At 64.5% G+C, this 25,589-nt stretch carries 23 protein-coding genes, 4 tRNA genes and 2 pseudogenes; 16 read left to right on the top strand and 13 right to left on the bottom strand.

Translation table 11 applies throughout. The features are described from left to right. The first annotated feature begins 15 nt into the window (after positions 1–15). Positions 16–339, top strand: coding sequence for a DUF5615 family PIN-like protein (locus G6N25_RS13325; RefSeq protein WP_197745678.1), 324 nt, complete (start codon positions 16–18; stop codon positions 337–339). 105 nt (positions 340–444) lie between these two features. Here the strand turns inward: G6N25_RS13325 and G6N25_RS13320 are convergent, their stop codons facing one another. The 4 genes and pseudogenes from G6N25_RS13320 to G6N25_RS13305 all read right to left on the bottom strand — a co-directional run bounded on the left by G6N25_RS13320 (position 445) and on the right by G6N25_RS13305 (position 4,562). Beyond that, a complete protein-coding gene (locus G6N25_RS13320; protein WP_083072223.1) occupies positions 445–1,275 on the bottom strand; it encodes an enoyl-CoA hydratase-related protein in 831 nt (276 codons plus the stop codon). Beyond that, on the bottom strand, positions 1,272–2,927 hold the full coding sequence (locus G6N25_RS13315) for an acyl-CoA synthetase (RefSeq protein WP_083072224.1): 1,656 nt from the start codon (positions 2,925–2,927) through the stop codon (positions 1,272–1,274). The genes G6N25_RS13320 and G6N25_RS13315 overlap by 4 nt, the downstream gene beginning before the upstream one ends. A 175-nt stretch (positions 2,928–3,102) precedes the next feature. Then, a complete protein-coding gene (locus tag G6N25_RS13310) occupies positions 3,103–3,711 on the bottom strand; it encodes a TetR/AcrR family transcriptional regulator (protein ID WP_083072225.1) in 609 nt (202 codons plus the stop codon). A gap of 118 nt (positions 3,712–3,829) precedes the next feature. Continuing rightward, positions 3,830–4,562, bottom strand: a pseudogene (locus G6N25_RS13305) (zinc-binding dehydrogenase). Between the two features lie 253 nt (positions 4,563–4,815). Here G6N25_RS13305 and G6N25_RS13300 point away from each other — a divergent pair. The 4 genes from G6N25_RS13300 (at position 4,816) to G6N25_RS13285 (ending at position 9,758) form a co-directional block, all read left to right on the top strand. After that, entirely contained in the window at positions 4,816–5,709 is an 894-nt protein-coding gene (locus G6N25_RS13300) for a metal-dependent hydrolase (protein WP_083072226.1), read from the top strand. Positions 5,710–5,851: 142 nt separating this feature from the next. Next, positions 5,852–6,898, top strand: a complete 1,047-nt coding sequence (locus G6N25_RS13295) for a hypothetical protein (protein ID WP_083072227.1) — start codon at positions 5,852–5,854, stop codon at positions 6,896–6,898. Beyond that, on the top strand, positions 6,898–8,481 hold the full coding sequence (locus G6N25_RS13290; RefSeq protein ID WP_083072228.1) for a flavin-containing monooxygenase: 1,584 nt from the start codon (positions 6,898–6,900) through the stop codon (positions 8,479–8,481). The genes G6N25_RS13295 and G6N25_RS13290 overlap by 1 nt, the downstream gene beginning before the upstream one ends. After that, positions 8,478–9,758 (top strand): cytochrome P450, encoded by a 1,281-nt coding sequence (locus G6N25_RS13285; RefSeq protein WP_083072229.1) that lies wholly within the window; start codon positions 8,478–8,480, stop codon positions 9,756–9,758. Before G6N25_RS13290 ends, G6N25_RS13285 begins: the two co-directional genes overlap by 4 nt. A 42-nt stretch (positions 9,759–9,800) precedes the next feature. Here G6N25_RS13285 and G6N25_RS13280 read toward each other — a convergent pair whose 3' ends face one another. Then, positions 9,801–10,241 carry a GMC family oxidoreductase gene (locus tag G6N25_RS13280; RefSeq protein WP_428838810.1) on the bottom strand — a complete coding sequence of 147 codons (441 nt, stop codon included), beginning with the start codon at positions 10,239–10,241 and terminating at the stop codon, positions 9,801–9,803. Between the two features lie 189 nt (positions 10,242–10,430). Between G6N25_RS13280 and G6N25_RS13275 the strand changes: the two genes are divergently transcribed. Beyond that, positions 10,431–11,450: a hypothetical protein gene (locus G6N25_RS13275; RefSeq protein WP_169924602.1), complete on the top strand. Its 1,020-nt coding sequence runs from the start codon at positions 10,431–10,433 to the stop codon at positions 11,448–11,450. 216 nt (positions 11,451–11,666) lie between these two features. Here the strand turns inward: G6N25_RS13275 and G6N25_RS13270 are convergent, their stop codons facing one another. The 5 genes from G6N25_RS13270 to G6N25_RS13250 all read right to left on the bottom strand — a co-directional run bounded on the left by G6N25_RS13270 (position 11,667) and on the right by G6N25_RS13250 (position 14,368). Next, the gene (locus tag G6N25_RS13270; RefSeq protein WP_083072230.1) at positions 11,667–12,260 is read right to left on the bottom strand and encodes an RES family NAD+ phosphorylase; all 594 of its coding nucleotides are present in this window, start codon (positions 12,258–12,260) and stop codon (positions 11,667–11,669) included. 43 nt (positions 12,261–12,303) lie between these two features. Further along, the gene (locus G6N25_RS13265) at positions 12,304–12,651 is read right to left on the bottom strand and encodes a DUF2384 domain-containing protein (protein ID WP_083072231.1); all 348 of its coding nucleotides are present in this window, start codon (positions 12,649–12,651) and stop codon (positions 12,304–12,306) included. 1,432 nt (positions 12,652–14,083) lie between these two features. Continuing rightward, positions 14,084–14,160, bottom strand: a tRNA-Phe gene (locus tag G6N25_RS13260). A 29-nt stretch (positions 14,161–14,189) separates the two neighbouring features. Next, positions 14,190–14,263: transfer RNA gene (locus tag G6N25_RS13255), tRNA-Asp, on the bottom strand. Positions 14,264–14,295: 32 nt separating this feature from the next. Beyond that, positions 14,296–14,368: transfer RNA gene (locus G6N25_RS13250), tRNA-Glu, on the bottom strand. 124 nt (positions 14,369–14,492) lie between these two features. Between G6N25_RS13250 and G6N25_RS13245 the strand changes: the two genes are divergently transcribed. After that, positions 14,493–14,565, top strand: a tRNA-Lys gene (locus tag G6N25_RS13245). A gap of 136 nt (positions 14,566–14,701) precedes the next feature. Beyond that, positions 14,702–15,511 carry a TIGR04255 family protein gene (locus tag G6N25_RS13240; protein ID WP_083072232.1) on the top strand — a complete coding sequence of 270 codons (810 nt, stop codon included), beginning with the start codon at positions 14,702–14,704 and terminating at the stop codon, positions 15,509–15,511. 10 nt (positions 15,512–15,521) lie between these two features. Here G6N25_RS13240 and G6N25_RS13235 read toward each other — a convergent pair whose 3' ends face one another. Beyond that, positions 15,522–16,421 (bottom strand): class I SAM-dependent methyltransferase, encoded by a 900-nt coding sequence (locus tag G6N25_RS13235; RefSeq protein WP_083072233.1) that lies wholly within the window; start codon positions 16,419–16,421, stop codon positions 15,522–15,524. Between the two features lie 90 nt (positions 16,422–16,511). Between G6N25_RS13235 and G6N25_RS13230 the strand changes: the two genes are divergently transcribed. The 3 genes from G6N25_RS13230 to G6N25_RS13220 are packed head-to-tail and all read left to right on the top strand — an operon-like array spanning position 16,512 to position 17,703. Further along, on the top strand, positions 16,512–17,012 hold the full coding sequence (locus G6N25_RS13230; protein WP_083072234.1) for a nucleoside deaminase: 501 nt from the start codon (positions 16,512–16,514) through the stop codon (positions 17,010–17,012). Positions 17,013–17,061: 49 nt separating this feature from the next. Then, positions 17,062–17,460 (top strand): ArsR/SmtB family transcription factor, encoded by a 399-nt coding sequence (locus tag G6N25_RS13225; protein ID WP_083072235.1) that lies wholly within the window; start codon positions 17,062–17,064, stop codon positions 17,458–17,460. 39 nt (positions 17,461–17,499) lie between these two features. Continuing rightward, entirely contained in the window at positions 17,500–17,703 is a 204-nt protein-coding gene (locus G6N25_RS13220) for a zinc transporter Slc39a7 (protein WP_083072236.1), read from the top strand. 31 nt (positions 17,704–17,734) lie between these two features. Here G6N25_RS13220 and G6N25_RS13215 read toward each other — a convergent pair whose 3' ends face one another. After that, entirely contained in the window at positions 17,735–18,805 is a 1,071-nt protein-coding gene (locus G6N25_RS13215; RefSeq protein ID WP_083072237.1) for an oxygenase MpaB family protein, read from the bottom strand. 67 nt (positions 18,806–18,872) lie between these two features. Between G6N25_RS13215 and G6N25_RS13210 the strand changes: the two are divergent. The 5 genes and pseudogenes from G6N25_RS13210 (at position 18,873) to phoU (ending at position 24,770) form a co-directional block, all read left to right on the top strand. Next, positions 18,873–19,561 (top strand): annotated as a pseudogene (locus tag G6N25_RS13210) (TetR/AcrR family transcriptional regulator). An 87-nt stretch (positions 19,562–19,648) separates the two neighbouring features. Continuing rightward, positions 19,649–20,671 (top strand): acyl-ACP desaturase, encoded by a 1,023-nt coding sequence (locus tag G6N25_RS13205; RefSeq protein ID WP_083072239.1) that lies wholly within the window; start codon positions 19,649–19,651, stop codon positions 20,669–20,671. Positions 20,672–20,726: 55 nt separating this feature from the next. Further along, positions 20,727–21,869, top strand: a complete 1,143-nt coding sequence (gene dusB, locus G6N25_RS13200; RefSeq protein ID WP_232065946.1) for a tRNA dihydrouridine synthase DusB — start codon at positions 20,727–20,729, stop codon at positions 21,867–21,869. A gap of 81 nt (positions 21,870–21,950) precedes the next feature. Next, the gene (locus G6N25_RS13195) at positions 21,951–24,044 is read left to right on the top strand and encodes an LCP family protein (protein ID WP_083072241.1); all 2,094 of its coding nucleotides are present in this window, start codon (positions 21,951–21,953) and stop codon (positions 24,042–24,044) included. Positions 24,045–24,101: 57 nt separating this feature from the next. Beyond that, a complete protein-coding gene (gene phoU / locus G6N25_RS13190; protein WP_083072242.1) occupies positions 24,102–24,770 on the top strand; it encodes a phosphate signaling complex protein PhoU in 669 nt (222 codons plus the stop codon). 35 nt (positions 24,771–24,805) lie between these two features. Here the strand turns inward: phoU and pstB are convergent, their stop codons facing one another. Then, positions 24,806–25,582, bottom strand: a complete 777-nt coding sequence (gene pstB / locus G6N25_RS13185) for a phosphate ABC transporter ATP-binding protein PstB (RefSeq protein ID WP_083072243.1) — start codon at positions 25,580–25,582, stop codon at positions 24,806–24,808. Positions 25,583–25,589: the final 7 nt, after the last annotated feature.

The raw sequence follows: 25,589 nt of genomic DNA, 5'->3' as shown, positions 1-25,589 counted from the left end.
TGGCGGAATCGCTCAGTGCGTTTCCTGGTTGACGAGATGTTCCCACCGAAAACGTGCTCTCTCCTCGCGGACAGCGGCCATGACGCGGTGCACGTGCGGGACCGTGGTGTCGATGCTCGTCCGGACTGGGAAGTCGCCGCCGTCGCAGCCCGTGAGAACCGCGCGCTGGTCACCGAGAACGTCAAAGACTTCGCGGGCGAACGCGATATTGCCGTGGTGTGCGTGCTGAAAACGCGGTTGTCCGCCAAAGGCATGGCCGAGCACCTTGCTCAGATGCTCGACGCCTGGGCCACCGCGAACCCCGAGCCTTACCTCGGATTGCATTGTCCCTCGACGTGAAGCGCCCGCGCCTGCAGCGGTCGAACCGCACACGGCGACAGTTCAGGCGGCGCTGGGGTTGGAAGCATCGGTGGCTTGGCTGGCTACCGAACCATTGGAGGCCGACTACTTTCCGGTGAAGCGGGGATCGCGTTTGGCGGCAAACGCGGCTAAACCCTCTTTCGCATCCTGTGAAGTCATCACTTCGATGACGAAGCGTTGTTCGATCTTTCGAGCGTCGGAGTCGTCAAGCCAGCCGCTGGCCAGAATCGAAGCCTTCGCGTTTCGGACCGCTAGTGGGCCATTAGCCGCTACCCGGGCAGCGATTTCATGGGCCTTGGCCAACGAATGCCCTTTTGGCACTACGTGTCCGACCAGCCCGAAGTGATATGCCTCGGCCGCCGTCAACGGCTCGCCGGTCAAGATCATCTCCATGGCTTTCGTGTAGGGGATCTGGCGCTTGAGCCGTACCGTGGAGCCCGCGCCGGCGATCAGGCCGAACTTGGCCTCGGGCAATCCGAAGACCGCGTGCTCTTCTGCGATACGAATATCTGTCTGCTGCAGCATTTCACACCCACCGCCCAGACATGGGCCGTTGACGGCGGCAATGAGCGGCTTGGTCAGGCTGCGACTTAAGAGCAGGCCGTCGGTGATGATCGATCCGCGTGACTTCGGCGGCGGCGTCTGCTGCGCGGTCCCATCCGAATCCGATGAGGAGCGATTGCCCTTGACGCCCTTCACCATCCACCCGTCGGCAAGATCGCCGCCCACACAGTAGGAATCACCGTGGCCGGTGAGAATGGCAACACGGATGCCGTCGTCGGAATCGATTTCGTCCCACGCCTGCGCCATGAGAGTGATCATTTCGGGGGTCAGAGCATTCTTGCGGCGCGGATTGTTCATGGTCAGGGTGACGACCTTGTCGTCACGTTCGAAGGTGAGATGTTGATCGCTCATTGGCCACTCCTGTGACTTTCTGGTGCATCGTCGAGATTTGATGACTCACCACTGGCAAGTGACTCAAGCATGATCTGTTTAGCCAGCGGATAATTCGCCTTCCCGGTGACGTGGCGCGGAATCTCATCGACCAGCGCGATGGACCGCGGGACCTTGAAGCCGGCGAGATGCTTGCGGACATGTTCTTGGATCGATGCGACCGTCGGGCGGGTATCGGGACGCGGTTGGATCACCGCGCTCACGCGATTGCCCCAACGTTCATCGGGGACGCCCACTACCAGCGCGTCGTAAACGTCTGGATGTGCCTTGAGCGTCATCTCGACCTGCTCGGGAAATACTTTCTCGCCACCAGTGTTGATGCAGCCCGAACCACGGCCGAGGAGGGTCAACCGACGGCCCTCTTCTAGACGCGCGTAGTCCCCCGTGATCGCATAGCGCACCCCATCGGCTTCGAAGAACGTCGCCTTCGACTTCTCCTGATCGCCGTAGTAACCAAGTGGCACATGGCCGGCACGACCCGTACGCACAATTCGCCCGACATGTGCGTCGGGGTCGATGATGTTGTTGTCGTCGTCGACCACGATGGTGCCGGGTGCCAGTGCGACCACCGGGCCCTCGGCGGTGATGGATTCTTCGGTTAACAGCCCGACGCCCGACGAACCGACCTCCGTCGCACCCACCGAGTCCGTAAACGTCACGTTCGGAAAAGTCGTCATCCATTTGCGTTTAATCGTCTCGCTGAACACAGCAGCACTGCTCGCCACTGCCACCAACGACGATCCGTCAAAACCGCCGGCGTCGTAGGCCTCAATGAGGGGACGCCCCATCGCATCTCCTGTCATGAACACGATCTGTACCTTGTAACGGTCGATCGTGCTCCAGGCGGCAATGGGGTCAAACTTGTTCAGCAGGATCGTGGTATGACCGGCGAACAGATGCATCAAGGTCGCCCAGACCGCCGCCCCGTGACTGAGCGGGCTCAACGGTAGTGTCATCATCGGCGGCCCGACTCGCGCACGTTCGGCTTGGTCGAACTCGCCGAGTCGCTCACCCGATATGAAGTCAATACCGCCGCCTAGGACGCGCCAGATGTCCTCATGACGCCACATGACCCCTTTGGGATAACCGGTTGTCCCACCGGTGAATAGGATGTAGAGGTCGTCTGCCGAACGCTGCCCGAAGTCTCGGTGCGGAGAACCCGCCGCCAACGCCTGGGTGTACTCCGTGGCTTCGAGTTGTCCCGACGCTGGGGTGCCATCCTCAGCGACTAAGAAGTGCCGCACCCGCGGAATATCTGAGGTCGCGGTCGCGACCGTAGCCTCGAAACCGCGTTCGAAGAATATTGCGTCGAGATCGCCACTTTCCGCTACGTAGGCGAGTTCGGCTGCCGTGTAGCGATAGTTCAAATTTATTGGCGTCGCACGAATCTTCAAGGCAGCCAACATGACAACAACATGTTCGATCGTGTTTCTCGAAAATAGGCCTACATGCGCTCCGCGCCTGATCTCTTTGCTGCTAAAAAAGTGAGCGATACGATTAGCGGCTTCGTCGAGCTCCCGGTAGGTAAGCGATTGCTCGTTCACGATCAGGGCCGTGTTATCGGGTACAACGTCAACAGCGTGTTCGACTAAATCAGCGATGTGCAAAGTCACTCACGAAACCTACCGATCGTTTATATCGAATCATAGATCGCCAAGTCCGTCGGCGCTATGAACTCAGAGGGTCCTATCGCCGAAACCGGCACGCCGACATAGGGAGTCGCGCCGCAGGAGTGACCGAGTTTCACCTGGGCCGAGGAAGCAGTCAGCGGCTGATTGTGGTTGTCCATTAGCGGTGTGCGGTGATCTCGGCGTACAGTACCGGCGCCACCCACCTGCGCAGGTAGTCGCGCAGCACCGCGCCCCTGCGGGCCGGCCGGCCGGGGTCGATCATGAAGGACTGCAGGATGCGCAGCATGTACTCGACTAGATCGTCGAGCTCGGCATGCCCGAGTCCCAGATCTGTCCAGTCGACGTCTAGGCCCGCCAGGATTGCGTGGCCGAACTGCACACAGGCATCGGAGGTGATGCCAGTGGAGGCTTTGGTGAAGTCGTGGGCGAGCATCACCTGGATCGCGCGATCCCCGGGTAGCCATTCCAGGGTGTAGGCGAGGCTTTCCACCAGGGCCTCGATGGGGTCGGTGATGCCGGCTAGATGGTCGGCCAAGGGTTCGAGGAACCGGAGGCCCGAACGGGTGGCCGCCGCTTCGAGCAACGCACCTGAACCCGGGAAGTACGTGTAGACGGTTTGGCGCGACACGCCCAATGCCCGTGCGACGTCGACGATGCGCATATCGGCCCCGCGGGCCTCGATGGCGTCGTCGGCGGCATCGAGGATCCGGTCGACGGCTTCTTGGTCGCTGGCCGGCGTTGCGCCGCCCCACCCGTGCGTCCGCACCGCGCGGTCCTACCGCAGACCTATCACCGTCAGCACCGCTGACCGGCGGGTCCGCGCGGGTGATTGCGCATTCATTGGCTGATTTTGTCGGGGCTCGGTTCCTGGTGTCAAACCTGACTTACGGGATGAGCAGCGCTTTGGTGCACTCGGGGCTGCGCGCGGCCACCAGCTCGTAGGCCTGGGATGCCTCCTCGAGGGGATACCGGTGGGTGATGATGCCCGAGGCGTCCAGTCGTCCGGCGACGATCAACGGCAGCAATTCGCGCCATGCGCTTTGCACCGCGGCCATCGACATCCGCAAGGTGATCGACTTGTAAACCGCCTGCAGGATCGGCAACGGGTAGGGCTGCATGTTGTGAATGCCAACCACCGAGATGGTGCCGCCGGCCCGCACCGCACTCACAGCGCAGTCCAGGGATGCGTCGGTGGCCACCGCGTCGATTACCACATCGACGCCGCGGCCGCGGGTGGCCTGCGACACCTCGGCGGCAACCTCGGGTCCGCTGATCGCCGTCGCCCCGCACGCCTGCGCCCGCGCTCGTCTGCCCGCGACCGGGTCGTAGGCGAAGACCGTGGCAGTACCCGCAGCCGGTGATGCAAGAGACCACCACCCGATCGCCTGCGGCGATGCGATTGACCGCGCCACCGACCTCGACGACGACGCCGACGGCTTCGTGCCCGATACTCAACCCGTCGATCGACGGCAGATCGCCGTCGTAAAAGTGCAGATCCGATCCGCAGATCCCGGTAGCCTCCACGGCGACGATGGCCCCTTGCGGCCCAGGCAATGTCGGGTTGGGCCGGTTCGCGATGTGCACCGAGCCCTTGCTGTCCATGATCACCGCACGCACACAAAGCTCCTTCTCGTCCACACTCTCAACCAGTGATTGGACAAAAGTAGCAAAACGTCCAGTCGCATGCACTGGCCACGGGCGAGCTCCCGACTCCGAGTGACTGGACAGTATTGACTATATGTCTAGTCGATCGTTAGGCTGGCCATCCAGGCGAAAAGTTGGAGGTCCGCTGTTGATGCTTGCCCATGCGATGCGCCGCTGATCCGCTGCGCAAGCACGTCACATATTCGGCTGCTGGAGGAGGCGCGAGATGACCTCACTGGAACTTCGCAGGGTGCGCTTCGATCTCGACGGCGACATCCCCTTCATCTGGAATCCGCAAAATCCCACGTTCTCGGTGCTCACCAACGCGGTCTCGATCATCGCGATCGCGTTCGAGAAACTCATCGTGGCAGCGACCCGGGAAGCCATTCCTCTCATCACCGATCCCGAGGCGAAATCAGAGGCGGAGGCCTTCTTGCGCCAAGAAGCTCAGCACGCCAACGCGCACCGACAGCACATCCGCGCGCTGGCCCGACGCTATCCGGGACTTGAGCAGACACTGGCCGACGCGGTGCGGTGCTTCGACCGACTCACCGGCACCGCGCCGCTGGACTTTCGACTCGCCTACGCGGCCAACCTGGAAGCGACGTTCACGCCGTATTTCAAACTCCTGCTGGACAACGAAGCCACCCTGTTCGCACCGGGCGACGAGCGCGTGGCCTCGCTGTTCCTTTGGCACTTCGTCGAAGAAGTCGAGCATCGCAGCTCCGCGCTCATCGTGTACGACGCACTCATCCACAATCGAGTACATCGGGTTCGGGCCTTGCCGGCAATCCTCAAGCACATGAACCAGGCCTTGGTGATCGTCGTTGACGGCTTCAACAAACATGTGCCCGAAGCCGATCGCATCATCGACGCTCACCGGGCCCTCCCCGCCCTAACACCGAGTGCGCTGCGCCGGCCACGCCCAGCGCCGCCGGCACTCGCCCACCTGTCCAATCGGCAAAAGAGCGTTGCCATGCTGCGCATCCTCGAATCGCAAACACCGTGGCACAACCCCACCGACCAACCGCTTCCACGGTTCGCCGACCGATGGTTCCGCCGATACAACGACGGCGCCGACATCGCACATTGGTACAGCGCTGCGGCCGCGTCGCGCTGACCGTCCATCGCAACCCGCTTCATCACACACGTAGGGGCTTATCACTTTGTCCAACATATGTATTCCCGATGTTGCTCGGCTCGCCGATGAACTCGGCTTCTCCTGTGCCCACGCGCCAGCGCTAATCCATCTACGGAACCCAATGGAGCTGGCCAACTGGACATTGCCGCTATTGGAGTTCACGGTCGTCGCAGGCGCGGTCGCCTCGTTGGCCATCGCCATCAAACAAGGACGCGCACTGGGCGATCCGACCCGGCTGGTGCTGTGGTTCAGCGGTATCGTCTACCTTCTGGTGATCGAACCGCCGATCTACTTTCCGCGGGTGTTCGGTGTGGAGCATCAACTGGGAATCGTGTTCGTGCACAACGTGTTCACCGTGGACTTCATGTTCGACCGGCTGCCGCTCTACATCGTCGCCATCTATCCGGCCTTGCTCACCTTGGCCTACGACATCGTGCGCGCCTTGGGCATCTTTGCCCGCTATGGCGCACTGATCGGCGCGGTGTGCGTCGGCTTTGTGCACAGCTGCTTCTACGAGGTGTTCGACCATATCGGGCCGCAACTGAAGTGGTGGGTGTGGAACACCCAAAATTACTCCACCACACCGGTGTTGGGTGCGGTACCGCTGACCAGCATCGCCTTGTTCTCCGCCCTGGCCCCGATCGTGGTGGCCTTCCTGATACACCGGTGGGTGGCCGAGCCGGTGGCCGATGGAAAACACCTCGGCCTCGGCGCCCTGGCGGCCCGCGCCATCTTGGTCGGTGTGCTGGCGACCGTATCGCTCGGTGCACTCGGTGTGCCCGCCTGGCTGCTGCGGGGTAGCCCGTTGGCCGAAGCGGTGATGTACTGGCTGGCCATCTCGGCGGTGATGATCATCGGCGCGCTCACGGTTCTACGAGCGTGGCCACCGGCCCGGCGCGAGGGGACGGCCTACGACACCACCTACGCCAAGGTGTTCGGCGCGGCGTTTCTGGCAACCATGGCGATCAGCTGGGGCAGCGGTCTGCCTGACTACTTTGCCGCGGTCAACGGCGTCACGGCATCGGGCACCGCCACCGGCGTGCTACCCTATGCCGCAGCCTGTTTCGTCATTGCCACGCTGTTGGTAATCGCCATGTTCCGGCTGACACCGAGGCCTACCCACCCTGCGGATCGTCGCGACGGCGCGCTCGGCGTGAGGACAGTGTGATGAGTGAGTCTTCGCATTTCGAGGTCGCGATCATCGGTGCGGGGCCCGGCGGTATCGCGGCGGCCCACCTGCTACTCAAACGCGGTATCACCGACCTGGTGATCCTCGAGCGCGAGGACGATTTCGGCGGTACCTGGCGCGACAACCACTACCCCGGCCTGGCCGTCGACATCCCGATCTTTTGGTATGAGTTGTCCTTTGCGCGCAATCGTCGCTGGAGTCGCCTGTTCGCGCCGGGGCCTGAGATTTACCGGTATCTGACCGACACCGCCCACCAGTGTGGCCTTTACCCGTTTCTTAGGCCCGGCAGCGACGTCATCCGGCAGGTGTGGGATGGCGATGCCGGGCGGTGGCGGCTGTCGATCCGCGACGGCGGCGAGATCACGGCGCGGTTCGTCATCAGTTCGGTCGGTGGCTATGTGAACGCCAAGTCCACCACCGACATCGACGGCATCGCCGAGTTCGGTGGGACCATCCTGCGGCCCAACGCGTGGGATGACGAGTACGACACCGCGAACAAGAAGGTCGCGGTGATCGGTACCGGATCCAGCGGCGCCCAGATCGTCTCGGCGCTCTCAGGCAAGGTCGCCCGACTCGATGTCTATCAGCGCACCCCGAACTGGATCCTGCCCAAACCCGACGTCGAGATCACGCCGCGCCTGCGGGCGGTGCTGGGATTGCCCCGCGTCATGGCCGCGATCCATCATGGCGGGCGACTGGCGTTCGACCTGTTCATGCTCGTCCCGGTGGTGCACGTGATGCCGCACATGCCCGACCGCGTCCTGGTCGGGCTGATGCGCGCCTACGACGCGTTCTCGCGGCTGTGGTTCCGCGCCCTGCTGCGCGCGGTGGTCGACGACGCGTCCACACGGCGCAAACTGCTTCCACGCCACGGTATTTTGGGTAAGCGGCCCATCATCTCCAGCAGCTACCTGCCAGCGTTCAACGAGCCGACAACCAGCCTGATCACCACCCCGATCGAACGGATCACGCGCAACGGGGTACGCACCGTCGACGGTGTCGAGCATGGCGCCGATCTGATCGTGACCGCCACCGGATACGAGCTGTGGACCGATCCCGAAACCTACCGGCCGAACACCATTCTCGGAGCCGACGGGTTCGACCTGGCCGAGGACTACCGCGTGCACGGGCTGCGCAGTTATGCCGGCACCGCGCACCCCCGACTGCCCAATCGCTGGGAGATCGTCGGGCCGCTGGGGTTCGTCGGTGTCGGCTGGACCGACTTCGTCGAGATGATGGCCGACCACGCGGCGCGCGTCATCGACGAAACCCGCTGCGCGGGCATCGACGTCGCGGTCGCCGTGACGCCGGAGGCGTTTGAGGCCTACCACGCGCGGATGCAAAGCGCCGGAAAGACCGCGCATCTTTACTTCACCCGCTGCAACGACGGCATCAACACCTACTTCGTCAACTCCCAGGGCGATACGGTCTATCACCGGCCCCAGACCATCATCGGCGCCCGATGGCAGGCCCGCCGATCCCCGACGGTCGACTACCGCTTCTCTCGCCGCCCCGCCGGGAATCAGCGTGAGGTCGTGACGGTGCGGGCGCAGTCCTCATGAACTCGGTGCGCGCTGTTGCGGGCGCGGTGCGTGATTCGGGGTCGATGATCGGCCGCGGTGTCCTGCAAGATCTGCGCCGCGCCAAGGTACGCCACGCCGGCCCGCGGGTTGCGCGGACCACCTTCGATCCCACCCGACCCGATGCCATCGCCAACCCGTTCCCGCAACTGGCGCGGCTGCGTGCGCAGCGGGTGGCGGTCAACGAGCGGTTGAACGTGTGGATGCTGTCGCGCTATGACGACATCGTCGCCGCGGCGCGCGCCCACGACACGTTGTCGTCGGCCTCGGGCATCCTGTTGCGGTCCATGCCCATGCCCGGTGTGGTGAGCACCGACGAGCCCGACCACAGCCGGTTGCGGCGTATCACCGCGGCATCGTTCACCCCGGGTGCGGTGCGCCGACTCGAAGATACGCTGGGCGATCTCGCCAAGCCCGGAGTCGAGGCGTTGCTGGGCGGCCAGACAGTCGATGTGGTTTCGGCGCTGACGGTGCCGCTGCCGGTAGCCGCGATCGCGCTGATCTTGGGTGTCGATGAAACCAGGCGCGGTGAATTCCAGAGGTACTCCGAGGATTTCCGATCCGTGTTCGCGGTGAGCTCACTGGCTGAGGTGACCAGTTCCACCCGACGGGCGCTGCCGGGGATGCTGGCGATGCGCAGCCTGATCCTCGACGAACTCGACCGACGAACGACCGCGCCCACCGATGATGTGCTGGGCCGAGTGCGTCAAGCCCTCGACGAGGGCGACATGTCGATGCTGGAGGCACTAACCGCCGCGCTGATCCTGTTGGTCGCCGGCAGCGAGACCACCACCAACCTGCTCGGGATCCTGCTGATGCAACTGGCCCGCGATCCGCGCCTCTACGACCGGTTGCGGGAGAACCGGGATCTGATTCCCGCCGCGACCGAGGAAGCGCTGCGGTGGGGCTGCCCGGTGCAGTGGGTTGGGCGCACAACGCTGGCGCCGTACACGATCGGTGACATCACCATTCCTCCACGCTCGCGGGTAGTGCTGTTCTACGCCGGCGCCAACCACGACCCCGATCGTTTCGACCGGCCCGAGGACTTCGACATCGACCGCGGCGGCGCCGGCCACGTCGCTTTCGGCCACGGCGCGCACTTCTGCATGGGTGCGCACCTGGCGCGCCTGGAAGTGCGTGTCGCACTGAATCAAATCCTCGACGCCGCAGAGCGGATCGAACTGGCCGGCCCTGTCACATGGACCACCACCCCATCGCTGTCCGGGCCCACATCGGTGCCGATACGGGTCGTGAGATGAGGTTCATATCATTGGTACACAATAGGATCGCGGCCAAGAGCATTACTTGTACAGATCCTTGTGGTCAGCCTTGACCAGGTCCGCGCCCTTCTCGCCCACCATGTAGACGGTGTTTTGGATGCGGCAGTCCGGGATGATCGGGAAGACGGACGCATCGACGACGCGCAGTTTGTTGACGCCGTGGACCTTGAGCTTGGGGTCGACCACGCCCTGGTCGATGTTCTTGGACAGCCGGTTGGTGCCGCACGGGTGGTATGACGTCTGAACGCGGTCTTGAATAGACGTCCTCATCAGCTCGTCGGAGTGCAGAGGCATATCCCACGGGTACTGGCCGATGACGATGTCCTTGAAGCCATCACCCTTGGTGAGGATGTCGTAGGCGAACCTGACGCCCTCGCGCAAGCCGATGATGTCAAGCTCACTGGAGAGGTAGTTCAGCTTGATGTCGGGCTGCTCATGCGGGTCATCGCTATTGAGCGTCACCTCCCCCGGGTTGGCCCCATTTCGGCCCCATGGAACCAGCTTCCCGACGAAGCCCGGACGCCCCTCGCCAATGGTTGGCGTATGTGTTTACGCATTTAGATTGGCGTGACCTTGGCACATACCTCAATAGTATAGCGTACATCACTATATCAGTGAGGTACCTATTTTTATTGAGGTATAGTGGTAGTCATGGCGCACCAGGAGAGAGCCGTCACCGCCCTGGAAACCGTGCTTCATACCGCGCTCCGCGCGCGCACCGCCAAGGGTCCGAACCGGGATCTGATCGTGACGCTGGACAACAAGGATCTCCTGGTCCGCTGGCTAACGGTCGGCTGGCCGCAGCAGGTCCAAGAGGCCCTTCGCGATAAGCCCCGACCGGACGTGATCGCCGCGCCGCGGATGTCACCGGGAGCGCGCGCCGCCGCCAAGAAAGCCGGCGTCGGCTGGGTTGACGAATCCGGTGCAGCCGACATCGTCATTAGGGACACCTCGGGGACGACGATCATCATCGACACAACGGGCAAGCCGTCGTCGGTGCCGCACGACTCGCGCATCGGGTGGAAGCCAGCCACGCTCGCCGTCTGCGAGGCAATCCTCTCGGGACAGGCAACCCCGACCGCCAACTCCGTGATAGAAGCCGCCGGGATATCGATGGGCAGTGCGGTGACTGCGCTGAAATTCCTCGAAGAGGACGGCCATCTGGTCAGCTCCGCGGCCCGGGGCCCCGGCGCCGCGCGACGCGTCGCCGATCGTGACGAGTTCCTCGACGCTTACGCGACGGCGGCCGAGCGGCTGCGGTCGCCGATCTCGATCCGGGTCGGTGTGCTGTGGCGGGACCCGGTCGCGGGGGCCATCCAGACCGGTCAGTTCTTGGAAGCTGCCGGTATCGATTGGGCTGCCACAAGCGCACTTTCGGCGAGTGTGCTTGCGCCGATGCAGACCGAGGTGGCTCCCTGGGAGATCTACGTGGCGGGCAAGACATGGAGTGATGTTCGCCGAGCCGCGTTGGCAGCCGGCCTGCAAGAGATGGACGGCGGTCGCCTGGTGCTGCGCCCGTTCCCCACACCGGCCGGCGCGAAAATCACCGAGACGATTGCCGACGGATTTCGTTCGGTGCTGTGGCCGCGCGCATATGCCGACCTGCGAATCAGCGGGGTGCGCGGCGAAGACGCGGCTGAACACTTACGTGATGAGATGACGCCCCTATGAATGACGAAATGGAACCGATCCGGACCGCCGCAGCCAGGCGAGCGGCCGAACTCGCCCTGGTGCGCGTGATGCATCACTACGGGGGACGCCTTGAGGCACCGCTTCCCCGCCCGGGATCAAGTCGGCGCGGCACTACCGAGCTCGACGAACACGGCGGAAGCGATTAACAGGTCGACCGCATTCGCTGACTATTCCGAATACCGTTGCAGTGAAGCTTTATTGATCGCTCAGCGAACGGCGGCGCCGAATCGCTTCGGCCCCAAACTGTCCGACGGTTAGAAGAATCCGACGCGCTGTGTCCGTCACGTCTTCGTGTGGTCGAATCTGCGGGAGAAGGTCCGCCAGCCGTGGCGGGGGTTGGCGAACCGTGGACCGCTCGGCGGTGATGTCGGGCAGTGCATGAGCGAACACTGCCAGCGTTTCGCATCCGGGTAGGGCAGCTGCCGGGGCGAGTATGGCGTCAAACCCCGCATCGCGAGCGGCGTAGGCGATGGTTTGCGTTAAGGCGTAGTCGTCGGATACGAGGTCCGCCTCAGTCACGCCGAGATGTGATCGTGTCGTCTTGTCGGTGAGGTCGAGCACCTCGAGGTCGACCGAGACCCGGCCAATGCGGCGCTTCACCTCGAAGGGATCCACGCCGTCATCAATGAAGTGACGAAAAAGCTCCGCCCAGGCGCCTTGCTCCCGATTGGAGGCGTACCAAACCCCCGGCTCCCCTTTACGGTGGTAGCGACCATCCCCTTTGGCGGGGTCTGCGCAGGATGCCAAGGGATGCCGGGTGGGGCCCTGGTGCCAGTAACGGCCGGTCAGCCTGCGCCGCGGTGCAGTGCAGTGCCGACCGCGTCCTCAATCGTCACACGTAGGAGCCGTCGATAAAGGATTCGGCAGCGCCGCGAACCTCCTGGTAGCGGTCCTCAGCGAGTAGTTCAACCGGGCGTGCACCGTCCAGCAAGCGGTTCTTGGCATGCAGCCACTGGCCGACGCCGCGTTGGGTGAGCGAGTCTGAGAGCAGCAGAACCAAGTCACGAAGCTGTGCAAGCCGGTCATATCGGTCCGGGCGGATGTCGCCAGTGCGCCACCCACGCACCGCTCGGTCGGAGACCTGCGCCACAGCGGCAACGTCGACCTGCGTGACACCGAAGGATTTCAGCGCATCCACGATCTCGCTTGCCTCGACGGCCCGTTCCAAGGTAAGTGCCATAGCGTGCCTCCGTACTTCCGGTTTCACTACCGGTCACACTACCGGATGACGGTGAATACTGCCAGAAGGCGCGCACAATCGATACGCGCCTTAAGGGCTTGCAGCCAGCTCGACAAGTCGAGGCCTGTGACCAGATCACCGAATCACAGCGTGATCGGAGCGTGGCCACCCGTCCACTGCGAGTGCTGGATTCTGCGCACGGAGCAAAACCTTGAACGGCACTGCTCAGGTCGGAGGCACTGCCGCTTGGTTGCCGAGGCGGACAAGACTGTTGCCACGAGACTGCTTAGCTCTACTGCCGGTACGTCGCACTCCCGTTCTCGCGGCTCTGCCATCGCGTCTGGCCTGTTTAGCGCGTTCTCCGTGTGGGTTGCCGATGCTCAGCCAAAATTGGCATCCGACATCATCTCCGCGTCGGGTCCCAACTTTCCCTTCGGACGTCGATGGCAGTGGCGTCGGCGCGAATAGGTGTACATCACACGGCCCCTGGCGGAACCCAACGACTTTGTCACTTGTGTATGGCAGCATCCAGTGCGTGGATCCCGTATCGGAGTCGTTTCTCGGGGTTTCGACGCTGCCGACTCCCTCAGCTCCGCAATGACGTGGCCCGCTGTCGCGTAGATAGCTTCGCCGTTGGCCAGCGTTGCGATGCAGAATGCCGTGCCCACAATCTTCGGTAACAGGTTATCAATGAAAAAGACTGGTACCACAGTGGATAAAAGGCCAGCGGCCGCTGCGTCAACGTCGACCGTTGTCGACGCAGAGAAGTCGAAGACATACGGCGCCGCATTCATAGCTTGATGTTATCCATGAAGAACAGCTCCAGAACGGATGGCCAACGCCCTCCTATGGTCGGTGCTTGGTGTCAGCGGTCACGTATTCCCCAGGTTTGAGCGGTTGTCCGTCACGTAATTCCCTCCCGGCTGTCACGTAATTCCCTGGCACTGGCCGGATCTCGGCTCACACTGAACCTCGGCACGATTCAACCGAGCACAATTCTGACCAGTCTGGACCTGCGCCATAGCGTCGTATGAACGAGTCCTCGCGGCGGCGCCGCGCGGCGGAGGCGACGAGGAGCAGCAGCCCGCAGAGCCACGCCTCGCCGTAAACGGCGCGATGTGTCGGCGCCGGACGCTCACGTTGGCGTCCACCACAACGATGGCGTGCCCACACATCGCTTCTCACGCAGGCTAGTGCCGACCCCAAACCTTTGCCGGAGGGCGATGGGCCATGCGGCGATCACGGCGACCGCCGACACCTACGCCGACGAGCAATTCGACAACATCGCCGTGCGTGTGACTCGCTGGCTGACCTTCCGTCAGACAGCAACCAGGTCGTGCGGCCCCAACCTGGCCCCATAGTAGGGCCGCATGACCGCCCCGGGCCGACGCCCATTCACACTCTGATGCGCTTCTCACCTGCATAAACAATATGGTGGCCAGGGGCGGGATCGAACCGCCGACCTTCCGCTTTTCAGGCGGACGCTCATACCGACTGAGCTACCTGGCCGGAAGGCAGGGAATGCCTCGCCGAATCGGCGACCCTGACGGGACTCGAACCCGCGACCTCCGCCGTGACAGGGCGGCGCGCTAACCAACTGCGCCACAGGGCCTAGCTGCTGCTCCGCGTCACTGCGTCGCAGGGTACCCCCTACGGGATTCGAACCCGCGCTACCGCCTTGAAAGGGCGGCGTCCTAGGCCGCTAGACGAAGGGGGCCAGAACCGAATCTCTCCGGGGCACTCGCAACACAATTACCGTTGGGAGCCACGCCAGCTTAGGTCACCGCGGGCCCAATCCTCAAACGAGCTTCGTTTCGAACCCAGTATCCTGAATTTTCGCAGCCCCTATAGCTCAGTTGGTAGAGCTACGGACTTTTAATCCGCAGGTCCTAGGTTCGAGTCCTAGTGGGGGCACCGAAAGACGCCGAAAGACGCCGAAAGACGCACGCTACCTCGGCTGATGCCCGGCGGTGACGTCGGGCATCCCTTGACGCTGTCCGGTCCGGCCCACGTCTGGCAGGCAGTGGTTTAGCCGTAAAACGGCTTGGCTATGCTTCGCAAGATGACTGTCGATGCGGCCTCCCAGAACCCGCCCGTAGCCCTGGTAACGATGGAAATCCGTCACCCAGCAACGGATTCCCTCACCGAATCATCGAGCGGAGAGCTCAGACGCCTGCTCGCCGACCACCTGCCCATCGAACGCCAGGCGCAGGACGTGGCCTGGGCGATGGGAGCTGGCGGAAACCCGACGCCGGCCGCCGAGCGTTTCGTCCGCTACGTCAACCGAGATAACACGATTGCCGCCTCGATGAAGACCCAGGCGGTCGTCATCGAGACCACCGCGTACACCAACTTCGACGAGTTGGTCGATGTGGTGATGCGGGTCGTCGACGCCCGCTCACAATTCTCACCGATCGTCGGGGTCGAGCGCCTCGGATTGCGCTATGTCCTCGAGGTCCGGGTCCCCGTGGGCGTAGATGGCCGGATCGAGTGGAGCAACTGGATCGCGGAGCCGCTGCTCGGACCGCAGCGCATCGCGCCGGCCGGCCTGACCCTGACCGAGTGGCAGGGCGCCGCCGTGTACCGCGAGGCCCAACCGGGCAAGTCGATGATCGTGCGCTACGGCCCGGGCGTCGGCCAGGCGCTCGACGCGAGTTACCACCTGCGCCGGACGTTGCCGGCCCAACAGGGACCGTTCTTCCTTCTGGACATCGACAGCTTCTGGACTCCGACCGGGGCCATTCCCGAATATGACCGGGATGCGGTGCTGACGACGTTCCAGGACCTCTACCAACCCGCGCGCACGGTGTTCGCTGAGATGCTCACCAACCGCCTGAAGGACGACCTGCTCAGCAGCTAAGCCCGGGGCCCTATCGGGCGAGTACCGCGCTGTTGTACGTCACGTCGGCGAAGGCTTCGGCGACGTCGTCGTCGGGATAGACGAACCCATTGGCCGCGTGCAGTTCCTTGACGGTCTGCGACGACGTCCGCCAGCCGCGCTGGGTCAGGTGGTCGACGATGTGGCCGCGCTGGCCGTGATAGACGAGATCGTTGAAGTCGATTTCGAAGCCGAGTTCGCTCATCCGGTCGTGGTGCGCGCGCCAGCGTTCGTCGGCGAACACCGTGGTGTCGGGCACCGAGTCGAAGGCCAGCCGACTGCCGGGAGCGCTCAGCGCGGTGATGTTGTCGAACAGTGCGTCCTGGGCCGCGTCCGGCAGATAGACGAGTAACCCCTCGGCGCTCCACGCCGCCGGAGCGTGCGGGTCAAACCCCGCCTCCCGCAGTGCGGTGGCCCAGTCGTCGCGCAGGTCGACGGCGACGGTGCGACGCTCCGCGGTCGGCTCGGCGCCGAGATCGTTTAGGGTCAGCGTCTTGAACTCGATCACCTCTGGCATGTCGACCTCGTAGACGACGGTGCCCGCCGACCACGGCAGGCGGTAGGCACGCGCGTCCAGCCCCGACGCGAGGATCACCGCCTGGCCGATGCCGCTCCGTGTGGCTTCCACGAAAAAGTTGTCGTAGAACCTTGTGCGACAAGCCATTCCCCGGGCCATCCGATGCGGATCGAATTCGGACCCCCCGCCGACGGGAATCTGGCCGTTCACCAGCCGGACATACACGTCAATTCCGACGGCACGCACCAGCGGCGCCGCGTAGGGATCATCGATCAACTTCTCGTCGGAAGAAATTGCTCGCTGGGCGGCGACCATGGTCGCCGTCGCCCCGACGCTCGTCGCCAGATCCCAACGATCACGATCGGTGCGCGCCATGGTGCTCCCTCATCCCGACCCGAAAACATAGACAATCTAGTTACTACCACAGGGCCGTTGCCGCGCCCCGGCGGGACTACCCTGCGACCTGTGACGGACTTCGCCCAGCGGACGATCGACCTGGCCCGCCAAAACGTCGCGGAGGGCGGTCGCCCGTTCGCGACGGTGATCGTCAAAGACGGCGAGGTCCTCGCCGAGAGCGCCAACAAGGTGGCCCAGACGAACGATCCGACCGCGCACGCGGAGATCCTGGCCATCCGACAGGCCTGCATGAAGCTGGGCACCGAGCACCTGGTCGACAGCACCGTCTACGCGCTGGCCCACCCGTGCCCGATGTGCCTGGGCTCGCTGTATTACTGCTCGCCCAAGGAAGTCATCTTCCTGATCGCCCGCGAGTCGTACGAGCAGTACTACCTCGATGACCGCAAGTACTTCGAGGTTTCCACGTTCTACGACGAATTCGCCAAGGCCTGGGAGCGGCGCCGCCTCCCCATGCGCTACCAGCCCCGGGAGGCCGCGGTCGACGTATACCGCCTGTGGAACGAACGCAACGGCGGCCGGCGCAAAGCGACGACCGTCCCACCGGGCTGAAGCAACCGCGGCATTGCGAGACTGCCGCCCGCTTCGCTATTATCTGCGTATGCATGCAGGTAATAGCGAAGACCGCCTGCCCGACGACCAGGCCGGTCTGGTCGTCGAGGTTTTCCGGATGTTGGCCGACGCCACCCGTGTGCAGGTGCTCTGGTCGCTGACGCATCGAGAGATGTCCGTCAACGAACTCGCCGAGCACGTGGGCAAGCCCGCGCCTTCCGTCTCTCAGCACCTCGCGAAGCTGCGAATGGCGCGCCTGGTCCGCACCCGCCGGGACGGGACCACCATCTTCTACAGCCTGGAGAACGACCACGTCCGCCAGCTGGTCATCGATGCGGTCTGCAACGCCGAGCATGCCGGTCCCGGGGTTCCTCGTCATCACCGCGGCGAGAGCGAGCTGAAGGCGGTCGCCGGATCATCGCGGAGACGTCGGATGCCGGCCGAATAAGGAAGTAACACAGAGGATTTCACGTCGAAAGGGAAACCCATGACCGAACAGCACACCCACGACGGGCCACATGCGCACGAACACCACCATGCCGACGTGACTCACACGCACGCGCACACCACGCACGAGCACGACCATCTGGCGCATGAACACCCCCACGCCCACGACGACGGAACCGAACACACCCATCAGCACGTGCACCAGTCCGATCTGGAAGACCGGCACAACCACACCCACGGCTAGCGCCGCACGGCGTGCGCCGGACACCGATGGGCTAGGACACGTTCGGGCAGTAGTGCTTCGAGTTGTCGCGCTCATCCACCGGCGGCAGGTTGCGCGCCGGCGTGTGCACCAGCGGTGTGTCGGCTGGGATCGCCCCGCTGGCACGATCCCAGCCGGCCCGGGCCCGCGGGTGCTTGCGGTATCGCCTTGGCACGACGGCGAACACGAGGCGGACAAAGTCGCCGAAACGCCGGTGCAGCCATTCGTCGCGGCGTGACCACCGGTAGCCCATCAGCTCGCGCACCGGCGGATCGTAGAGACCGACCGTGAGCCACACGAAGAACGGGGCCAGCACTGTGCGCTGGGCGGCCCACAGCCGGTCCGGAAGCCATTGGGCAAACGGCGGTTTGGGCAGCTCGGTCAGGTCGAGCACCGCACGCGCGGCCCGATTGTCCTCTAAGACATTGCGGCACATGTGATCCCAGTAGGCCTGAAACTCCTCCCAGGACGCCGGCACCGGTCGCATGCTCATCCCGTACATCCGGTACCACGCGACGTGCTCGTCGAACAGCTGCCGTTTCTGCGCCTCGGTCAACCCGCCGCAAAACCGCTCGGCCACAAGGATAGTGCCGACAAAGAAGGTCGCGTGTGCCCAGTAGAAGACGTCGGGATTCAACGCATGATAGCGACGGCCCCGCTCGTCAACCCCCTTGATGTCGACGTGGTAGTCGCGCACCTCTGCGCCGGTGACCGGGGCGCGGTCGCCGTCGAAAACGACGCCGCCGATCGGGTACAACGAGCGCAGCAGGCGTGGCCAGCGCTCCCGGAAGAACGTCGAGTGGTCGATGACCGCCGCACCGAGTTGCGGGTGCATGTTCTGCATGGATCCCGCCCATGGGCCCTGCAGCATGCCGCGCCAATCCCCGAAATAGCGCCACGTCAACGAATCGGGGCCAAGCGGCGTGGGCGGTGCCTGGTAGCCCAGCGGCGACACCGGACAGCCGCTGGACGCACCGGAGCCGTCCGGCGGCCCACCGGGAAGTGCCGCCTCGCCCGCGGTGTTCGGGTCGTTACCGCCTACGCCGCTGGTCAGCGGGCAGGCTGCGGACGTATGTTGAGTCACTATTAGATTCCTGCAAGTATCGGCAACTCTGACTACATGCGTTGTCACTTCGAAGCTTAGGAGCGATGTGCAGACGGGTCAACGACGGGGCCGTTGGACTGGCGTCCCCCTAGAGAGCCGCCTCGCCCTCCGCCGCGACAATCTCATCACCGCCGGTGTGCAATTGCTGGGCAGCGATGCCGGGCCCGCGCTGACCGTCCGCGCGGTGTGCCGCAAGGCCGCGCTGACGGAACGCTACTTCTACGAAAGCTTTTCCGACCGTGACGAATTCGTGCGCGCGGTCTATGACGACGTCTGCACACGGGCGATGAATACCCTTACGTCGGCGAAAACCCCTCGCGAAGCCGTCGAACAATTCGTCGAGCTGATGGTCGACGACCCGGTGCGCGGGCGCGTGCTGCTTTTGGCGCCGGCGGTGGAGCCGATACTGACCCGGTCGGGCGCGGAGTGGATGCCCACCTTCATCGATCTGCTGCAGCGCAAGCTGTCCCGGATCGGCGACCCGGTGCTGCAGAAAATGCTCGCCACCAGCCTGGTCGGCGGCCTGACAAGCCTCTTCATCGCATACCTCAACGGCCAACTGGGGGCCACTCGCACGCAATTCATCGACTATTGCGTCAATATGCTTTTCACCTCGGCTGCGCCGCATGTACTCCCGCCCGAGCGGGGAAAACCCGAGTAGCGTTTCCATCCGCACCCCACCGGCTAACCGCAAAAGCGGGCTTCGCACGGCACGTTCGACACCGAGAGCCCTGACGCGCCCTGCGGCGACCGAAACTTGATGCTACTGGGGGACACAGATATATTGAGTGCTACCCAAAGACACAGATAACTGGAGGGGCCATGTCAGCCCAGCTGACCGACCTACAGCTGTTGCACGAACTTGAACCGGTGGTCGAGAAGTACCTCAACCGCCACCTGAGCATGCATAAGCCCTGGAACCCGCACGACTACATCCCGTGGTCGGACGGGAAGAACTACTACGCGCTCGGCGGTCAGGACTGGGACCCCGAACAGAGCAAGCTGTCGGACCTCGCCCAGGTGGCGATGGTGCAGAACCTGATGACCGAAGACAATCTCCCGTCGTATCACCGCGAGATCGCGATGAACTTCGGCATGGACGGCGCCTGGGGGCAGTGGGTCAACCGCTGGACCGCCGAAGAGAACCGGCATGGGATCGCGCTGCGCGACTACCTGGTGGTGACCCGCGCGATCGACCCGGTCGAACTGGAGAAGCTGCGCATCGAGGTGGTCAACCGGGGATTCAGCCCGGGCCAGAATCACCAGGTCCGAGAGGACTTGTTCGCCGAGAGCCTGTTCGACTCGGTCATCTACGTCACGTTCCAGGAGCTGGCGACCCGGATTTCGCACCGCAACACCGGCAAGGCCTGCAACGAGCCGATCGCCGACCAGATGCTGGCCAAGATCTCGGCGGACGAGAACCTGCACATGATCTTCTACCGGGACGTCAGCGAGGCCGGGTTCGAGATCGACCCCAACCGGGCGACGAAGTCGCTGCACAAGATCCTGCGGAACTTCCAAATGCCCGGCTTCCAGGTGCCCGAATTCCGGCGCAAAGCCGTCTTCATCGCCGTCGGCGGCGTATACGACCCACGCATCCACCTCGACGAGGTCGTCATGCCGGTGCTGAAGAAATGGCGCTTCTTCGAGCGTGAGGACATCACCGGTGAGGCGGCCGAATTGCGCGACGATCTTGCCCTGTTGATCAAGGAACTCGAGCAGGCCTGCGACAAGTTCGAAGTGTCCAAGCAGCGCCAGCTCGACCGGGAAGCCCGTACCGGCAAGAAGGTCACCGCACACGAGCTGCATCAAACCGCCGGCAAGCTGGTGATGAGCCGCCGGTAGTCCTGCCTTGCTCATCGGTCCAATCACGCTCGCCAGCCCGGTGGTGCTGGCCCCGATGGCAGGCGTGACCAATGTCGCGTTCCGGACCCTGTGCCGCGAATTTGGTTCAATGCGTGGCGACCCGCCGCGCCCGGCTCCGCCGCGCTTGCGATCGCCACGAGGGCAGTCCAAGGTCGGCACCATCAGCGGCCTGTATGTCTGCGAGATGGTGACGGCGCGTGCCCTCGTCGAGCGGCATCCGGTCACCATGCACATGACGTCGTTCGCCCCGGACGAGTCGCCCCGCTCGCTGCAGCTCTACACCGTCGACCCCGCGACCACCTACGCGGCCGCCAGGATGATCGCGGACGAAGGCCTCGCCGACCACATCGACATGAATTTCGGCTGCCCGGTGCCCAAGGTGACCAGGCGCGGTGGCGGGGCGGCGCTGCCGTTCAAGCGGCGGCTGTTCGGCCAGATCGTCGCCGCGGCGGTGCGCGCGACCGAAGGCACCACCATCCCGGTCACCGTCAAGTTCCGCGTCGGCATCGACGACGAGCACCACACCCACCTGGATGCCGGCCGCATCGCCGAGGCCGAGGGCGCGGCCGCGGTAGCCCTGCACGCCCGCACCGCGGCGCAACGGTATTCCGGCACGGCCGACTGGGACCAGATCGCGCGGCTCAAGCAGCAGGTGCGGACGATTCCGGTGCTCGGCAACGGCGACATCTACGACGCCAGCGACGCGTTGGCGATGATGGCCACCACCGGATGCGACGGCGTCGTCATCGGCCGTGGCTGCCTGGGCCGGCCGTGGCTGTTCGCCGAGCTCTCGGCGGCGTTCACCGGCAGCCCACCCCCCACCCCGCCCACGCTCGGCGAGGTCGCCGACATCGTCCGCCGGCACGGCCAGTTGCTGGCGCAGCATTTCGGCGAGGACAAAGGCATGCGCGACATCCGCAAGCATGTCGCCTGGTACCTGCATGGTTTTCCCGCCGGATCCGAGGTGCGGCGGGCGCTGGCGCTGGTCAAGACGCTCGACGAACTCGACCGTCTGCTCGATGGGTTGGACGGCGCTGTCCCGTTTCCGGACGCGGCGACCGGCCCGCGGGGCAGGCAGGGGTCACCGGCGCGCGTGGCCCTGCCCGAAGGCTGGCTGACCGACCCCGACGACTGCACGGTGCCGGCCGGGGCGGACGTCATGCACTCGGGCGGGTGAGCGCTAACGCGCTCGACATCGCGTCTGGGGCGATAACTCAGTACGATGTGGGCCTTGTGCTGCTTCGGAGGTCGATAGGACATGAGTGACGGCGGCACTGACGCCACTCTCGACCATCGGCGCACCCCACAGCCGGCACCGTGGGAGCGGTTCTGCGAACCACCGGCCGACGACAACGTTCACCGATGGCAGGCCGAGCCGCCGCTCGCCCAGCCCGCCGGGCCCCAGGCGGGCGAGACCGAAAAGTCTGGATGTCACACCGACGGCGAACTCACCGTCGCTGACTTGATCGCCAAAGTCGGAGCCACGATCCCCGACCGGCCCGGCCACCGTCACGTCGCGCCCGACACCGAAGCTTCCGAGGTTGCGCCGGACGTCCCCGCCGACCTGCACGACACGCGGGTGATCGACACGCCGGCCTACTCGCTCGACGTCGCCCCGCAGCTTCCCGACCTTGAGGCCGCGAACTACCCCAACGACGACGAACCCGACCCGATCGCGGTGCCGACCACGCCACGCCAGATGCGGCGGAAGCACTTCCGCGGAGCATCGGCCGCCCCCGAAGCCCCGAAGACCCGGGAGCCGAAACCCGGACGCCGGCCGATGCTGCTGGCCGTGCGCTCGCTGGCGGCGCTGTTCGCCGTGCTGGCACTGGCCCTGACGGGCGGGGCATGGCAGTGGAGCACGTCAAAGAACGCCCGGCTCAACATCGTCAGCGCGCTCGACCCGCACTCGGGCGACATCCGGGACCCCAATGGGCAGTACGGCGACGAAGACTTCTTGATCGTCGGGATCGATTCGCGCGCCGGGGAAAACGCCAACATGGGCGCCGGCGACACGGATGACGCCGATGGCGCGCGGTCGGACACCGTGATGCTGGTCAACATCCCGGCGAACCGCAAGCGCGTGGTCGCGGTGTCGTTCCCGCGCGACCTGGCGATCACCCCGATACAGTGCGAAGCCTGGAATCCGAACACCGGTAAGTACGGACCCATCTACGACCAGAAGACCAAGACCTGGGGCCCGAAGAAGGTGTACACCGAGACCAAACTCAACTCGGCATTCGCGTTCGGCGGACCAAAATGTCTGGTCAAGGAAATCCAGAAGCTGTCCGGTTTGAGCATCAACCGATTCATCGCCGTCGACTTCGCCGGTTTCGCGCGCATGGTCGACGCCCTCGGCGGCGTCGAGGTGTGCACCAGCACCCCACTGCACGACTACGAGCTGGGCACGGTCCTGGAGCACCCGGGACACCAAGTCGTCGACGGCCCAACCGCATTGAACTATGTGCGGGCCCGACAGGTCACCACCGAAACCAACGGCGACTACGGCCGCATCAAACGCCAACAGTTGTTCCTGTCATCGCTGTTGCGGTCGCTGATCTCCGAGGACACGCTGTTCGACCTCAACAAGCTCAACAACGTCGTCAACATGTTCATCGGCGACACCTACGTCGACAACGTCAAGACCAAAGATCTTGTCCAGCTCGGTCAGTCGTTGCAGGGCATGGCGGCCGGGCACATCACGTTCGTCACCATCCCGACCGGCGTGACGGACCAGAACGGCGATGAGCCACCGCGGATGACCGATATGCGGGCGCTTTTCGATGCCATCATCACCGACGATCCGCTGCCCGAGGAAAACGACAACAACGCCCAGAATTTGAGCGCGGCCCCAACCTCGGGGCCCGGCTCCGGGTCCGGCAAGGCGCCCACCACCAAGAAGTCGCCGACGCCCGCCGCGACGCCCGAGGCTCAGCACCAGCAGGTGACGACGACCTCGCCGCAAGACGTCACGGTGCGGGTCTCCAACGCGACCACGCAGAGCGGGCTGGCGGCCACCGCGACCAGCCAGCTCAAGCGGAACGGCTTCAACGTGATGACACCCGACGACTACCCGAGTTCGGTGAACGCGACGACGGTGTTGTTTTCGCCCGGCAACGAGCAGGCCGCGGCCACCGTGGCGTCGGCGTTCGCCAACGCAAAGCTCCAGCGGGTTTCGGGCTATGGGCAGGTCGTTCAGGTGGTGCTCGGCCCGGACTTCAACTCGGTCACCACGCCGGCGCCCAGCGGCTCGTCGATCAGCATGCAGATAGAACGCGGCTCGGGCAACGCGCCGACCAAGTTGCCGGACGACCTGACGGTCACCAACGCGGCCGACACCACCTGCGAGTAAAGATTTTTGGTGGCACTGCGTCGCCGTTTCCGTGGTCGAGAACGTAGGCTTGGCAGCATGCGGACCGCCTACCATGAGCAACTCTCGGAGTTATCCGAGCGGCTCGGCGAGATGTGCGGACTGGCGGGGATCGCCATGGAGCGGGCAACCCAGGCCCTGCTGCAGGCCGATCTGGTGCTGGCCGAACAGGTGATCTCCGACCACGAAAAGATCGCGACGCTGAGCGCCCAGGCCGAGGAGAGCGCCTTCGTGCTGCTGGCCCTACAGGCACCGGTCGCCGGCGATCTCAGGTCGATCGTGAGCGCCATCCAGATGGTGGCCGACATCGACCGGATGGGCGCGCTCGCCCTGCACGTGGCCAAGATCGCCCGCCGACGGCACCCCCTGCACGCGCTGCCCGAGGAGGTCAACGGGTATTTTGCCGAGATGGGCAGGGTCGCAGTCGAATTGGGCAACAGCGCGCAAGAGGTGGTGTTATCGCGCGACCCGGAGAAGGCGGCCCGGATCCGCGAAGAAGACGACGCCATGGACGACCTGCACCGGCATCTGTTCTCGGTGCTCATGGACCGGGAATGGAAACACGGCGTGGCGGCGGCCGTCGACGTGACGTTGCTCGGCCGCTTCTACGAGCGCTTCGCCGACCACGCCGTGGAGGTGGCGCGGCGCGTCATCTTCCAGGCGACCGGCAGCCTTCCGGAAGACGACACGAAACCCGTCTCCGGCTAGCGGGCTGGAACCGATGGGCCCGACTCGCGGTCGGGTCAGCCGAACCGGCCGGAGATGTAGTCCTCGGTCGCCTTCTGGGTCGGATTGGAGAAGATCTTTTCGGTGTCGTCGATCTCCACCAGCCGGCCGGGCCTCCCGACGGCTTCCAGGTTGAAGAACGCCGTCAGATCGCTCACCCGGGCGGCCTGTTGCATGTTGTGGGTGACGATGACGATGGTGTAGTCCTGCTTCAACTCGCTGATCAGCTCCTCGATGGCCATCGTCGAGATCGGGTCCAGCGCCGAGCACGGCTCGTCCATCAGCAACACGTCGGGTTGCACGGCGATGGCCCGCGCGATGCACAAGCGCTGCTGCTGGCCGCCGGACAATCCGCCGCCGGGCTTGTCCAACCGATCCTTGACCTCGTCCCACAGGTTCGCGCCGCGCAGCGAGTACTCGGCCGTCTCGTTGAGCAGCTTCCGATTGCGCACACCCTGCAGCTTCAGGCCGGCGACCACGTTGTCGCGAATCGACATGGCGGGGAACGGGTTTGGCCGCTGGAACACCATCCCGATCGCCCGGCGCACACCGACCGGGTCGATGCCGGGACCGTAGATGTCCTGGTCGTCGAGCAGCACGCTGCCCTCGACCCGGGCGCCGGGGATCACCTCATGCATCCGGTTCAGCGTGCGCAGCACGGTCGTCTTGCCGCAGCCCGACGGCCCAATGAACGCTGTCACGCTGCGGGGCAGCACCGACAGCGTCACATCGGCGACCGCCTTGAACGACCCGTAATAGATGTTGACGGCTTTGAGGTCCAACCGCTTGGCCACTGACGCT

The organism is Mycobacterium heidelbergense (genome assembly GCF_010730745.1).
GTDB classification, from domain to species: domain Bacteria; phylum Actinomycetota; class Actinomycetes; order Mycobacteriales; family Mycobacteriaceae; genus Mycobacterium; species Mycobacterium heidelbergense.
This window is presented reverse-complemented; position numbering and strand designations above follow the sequence as displayed.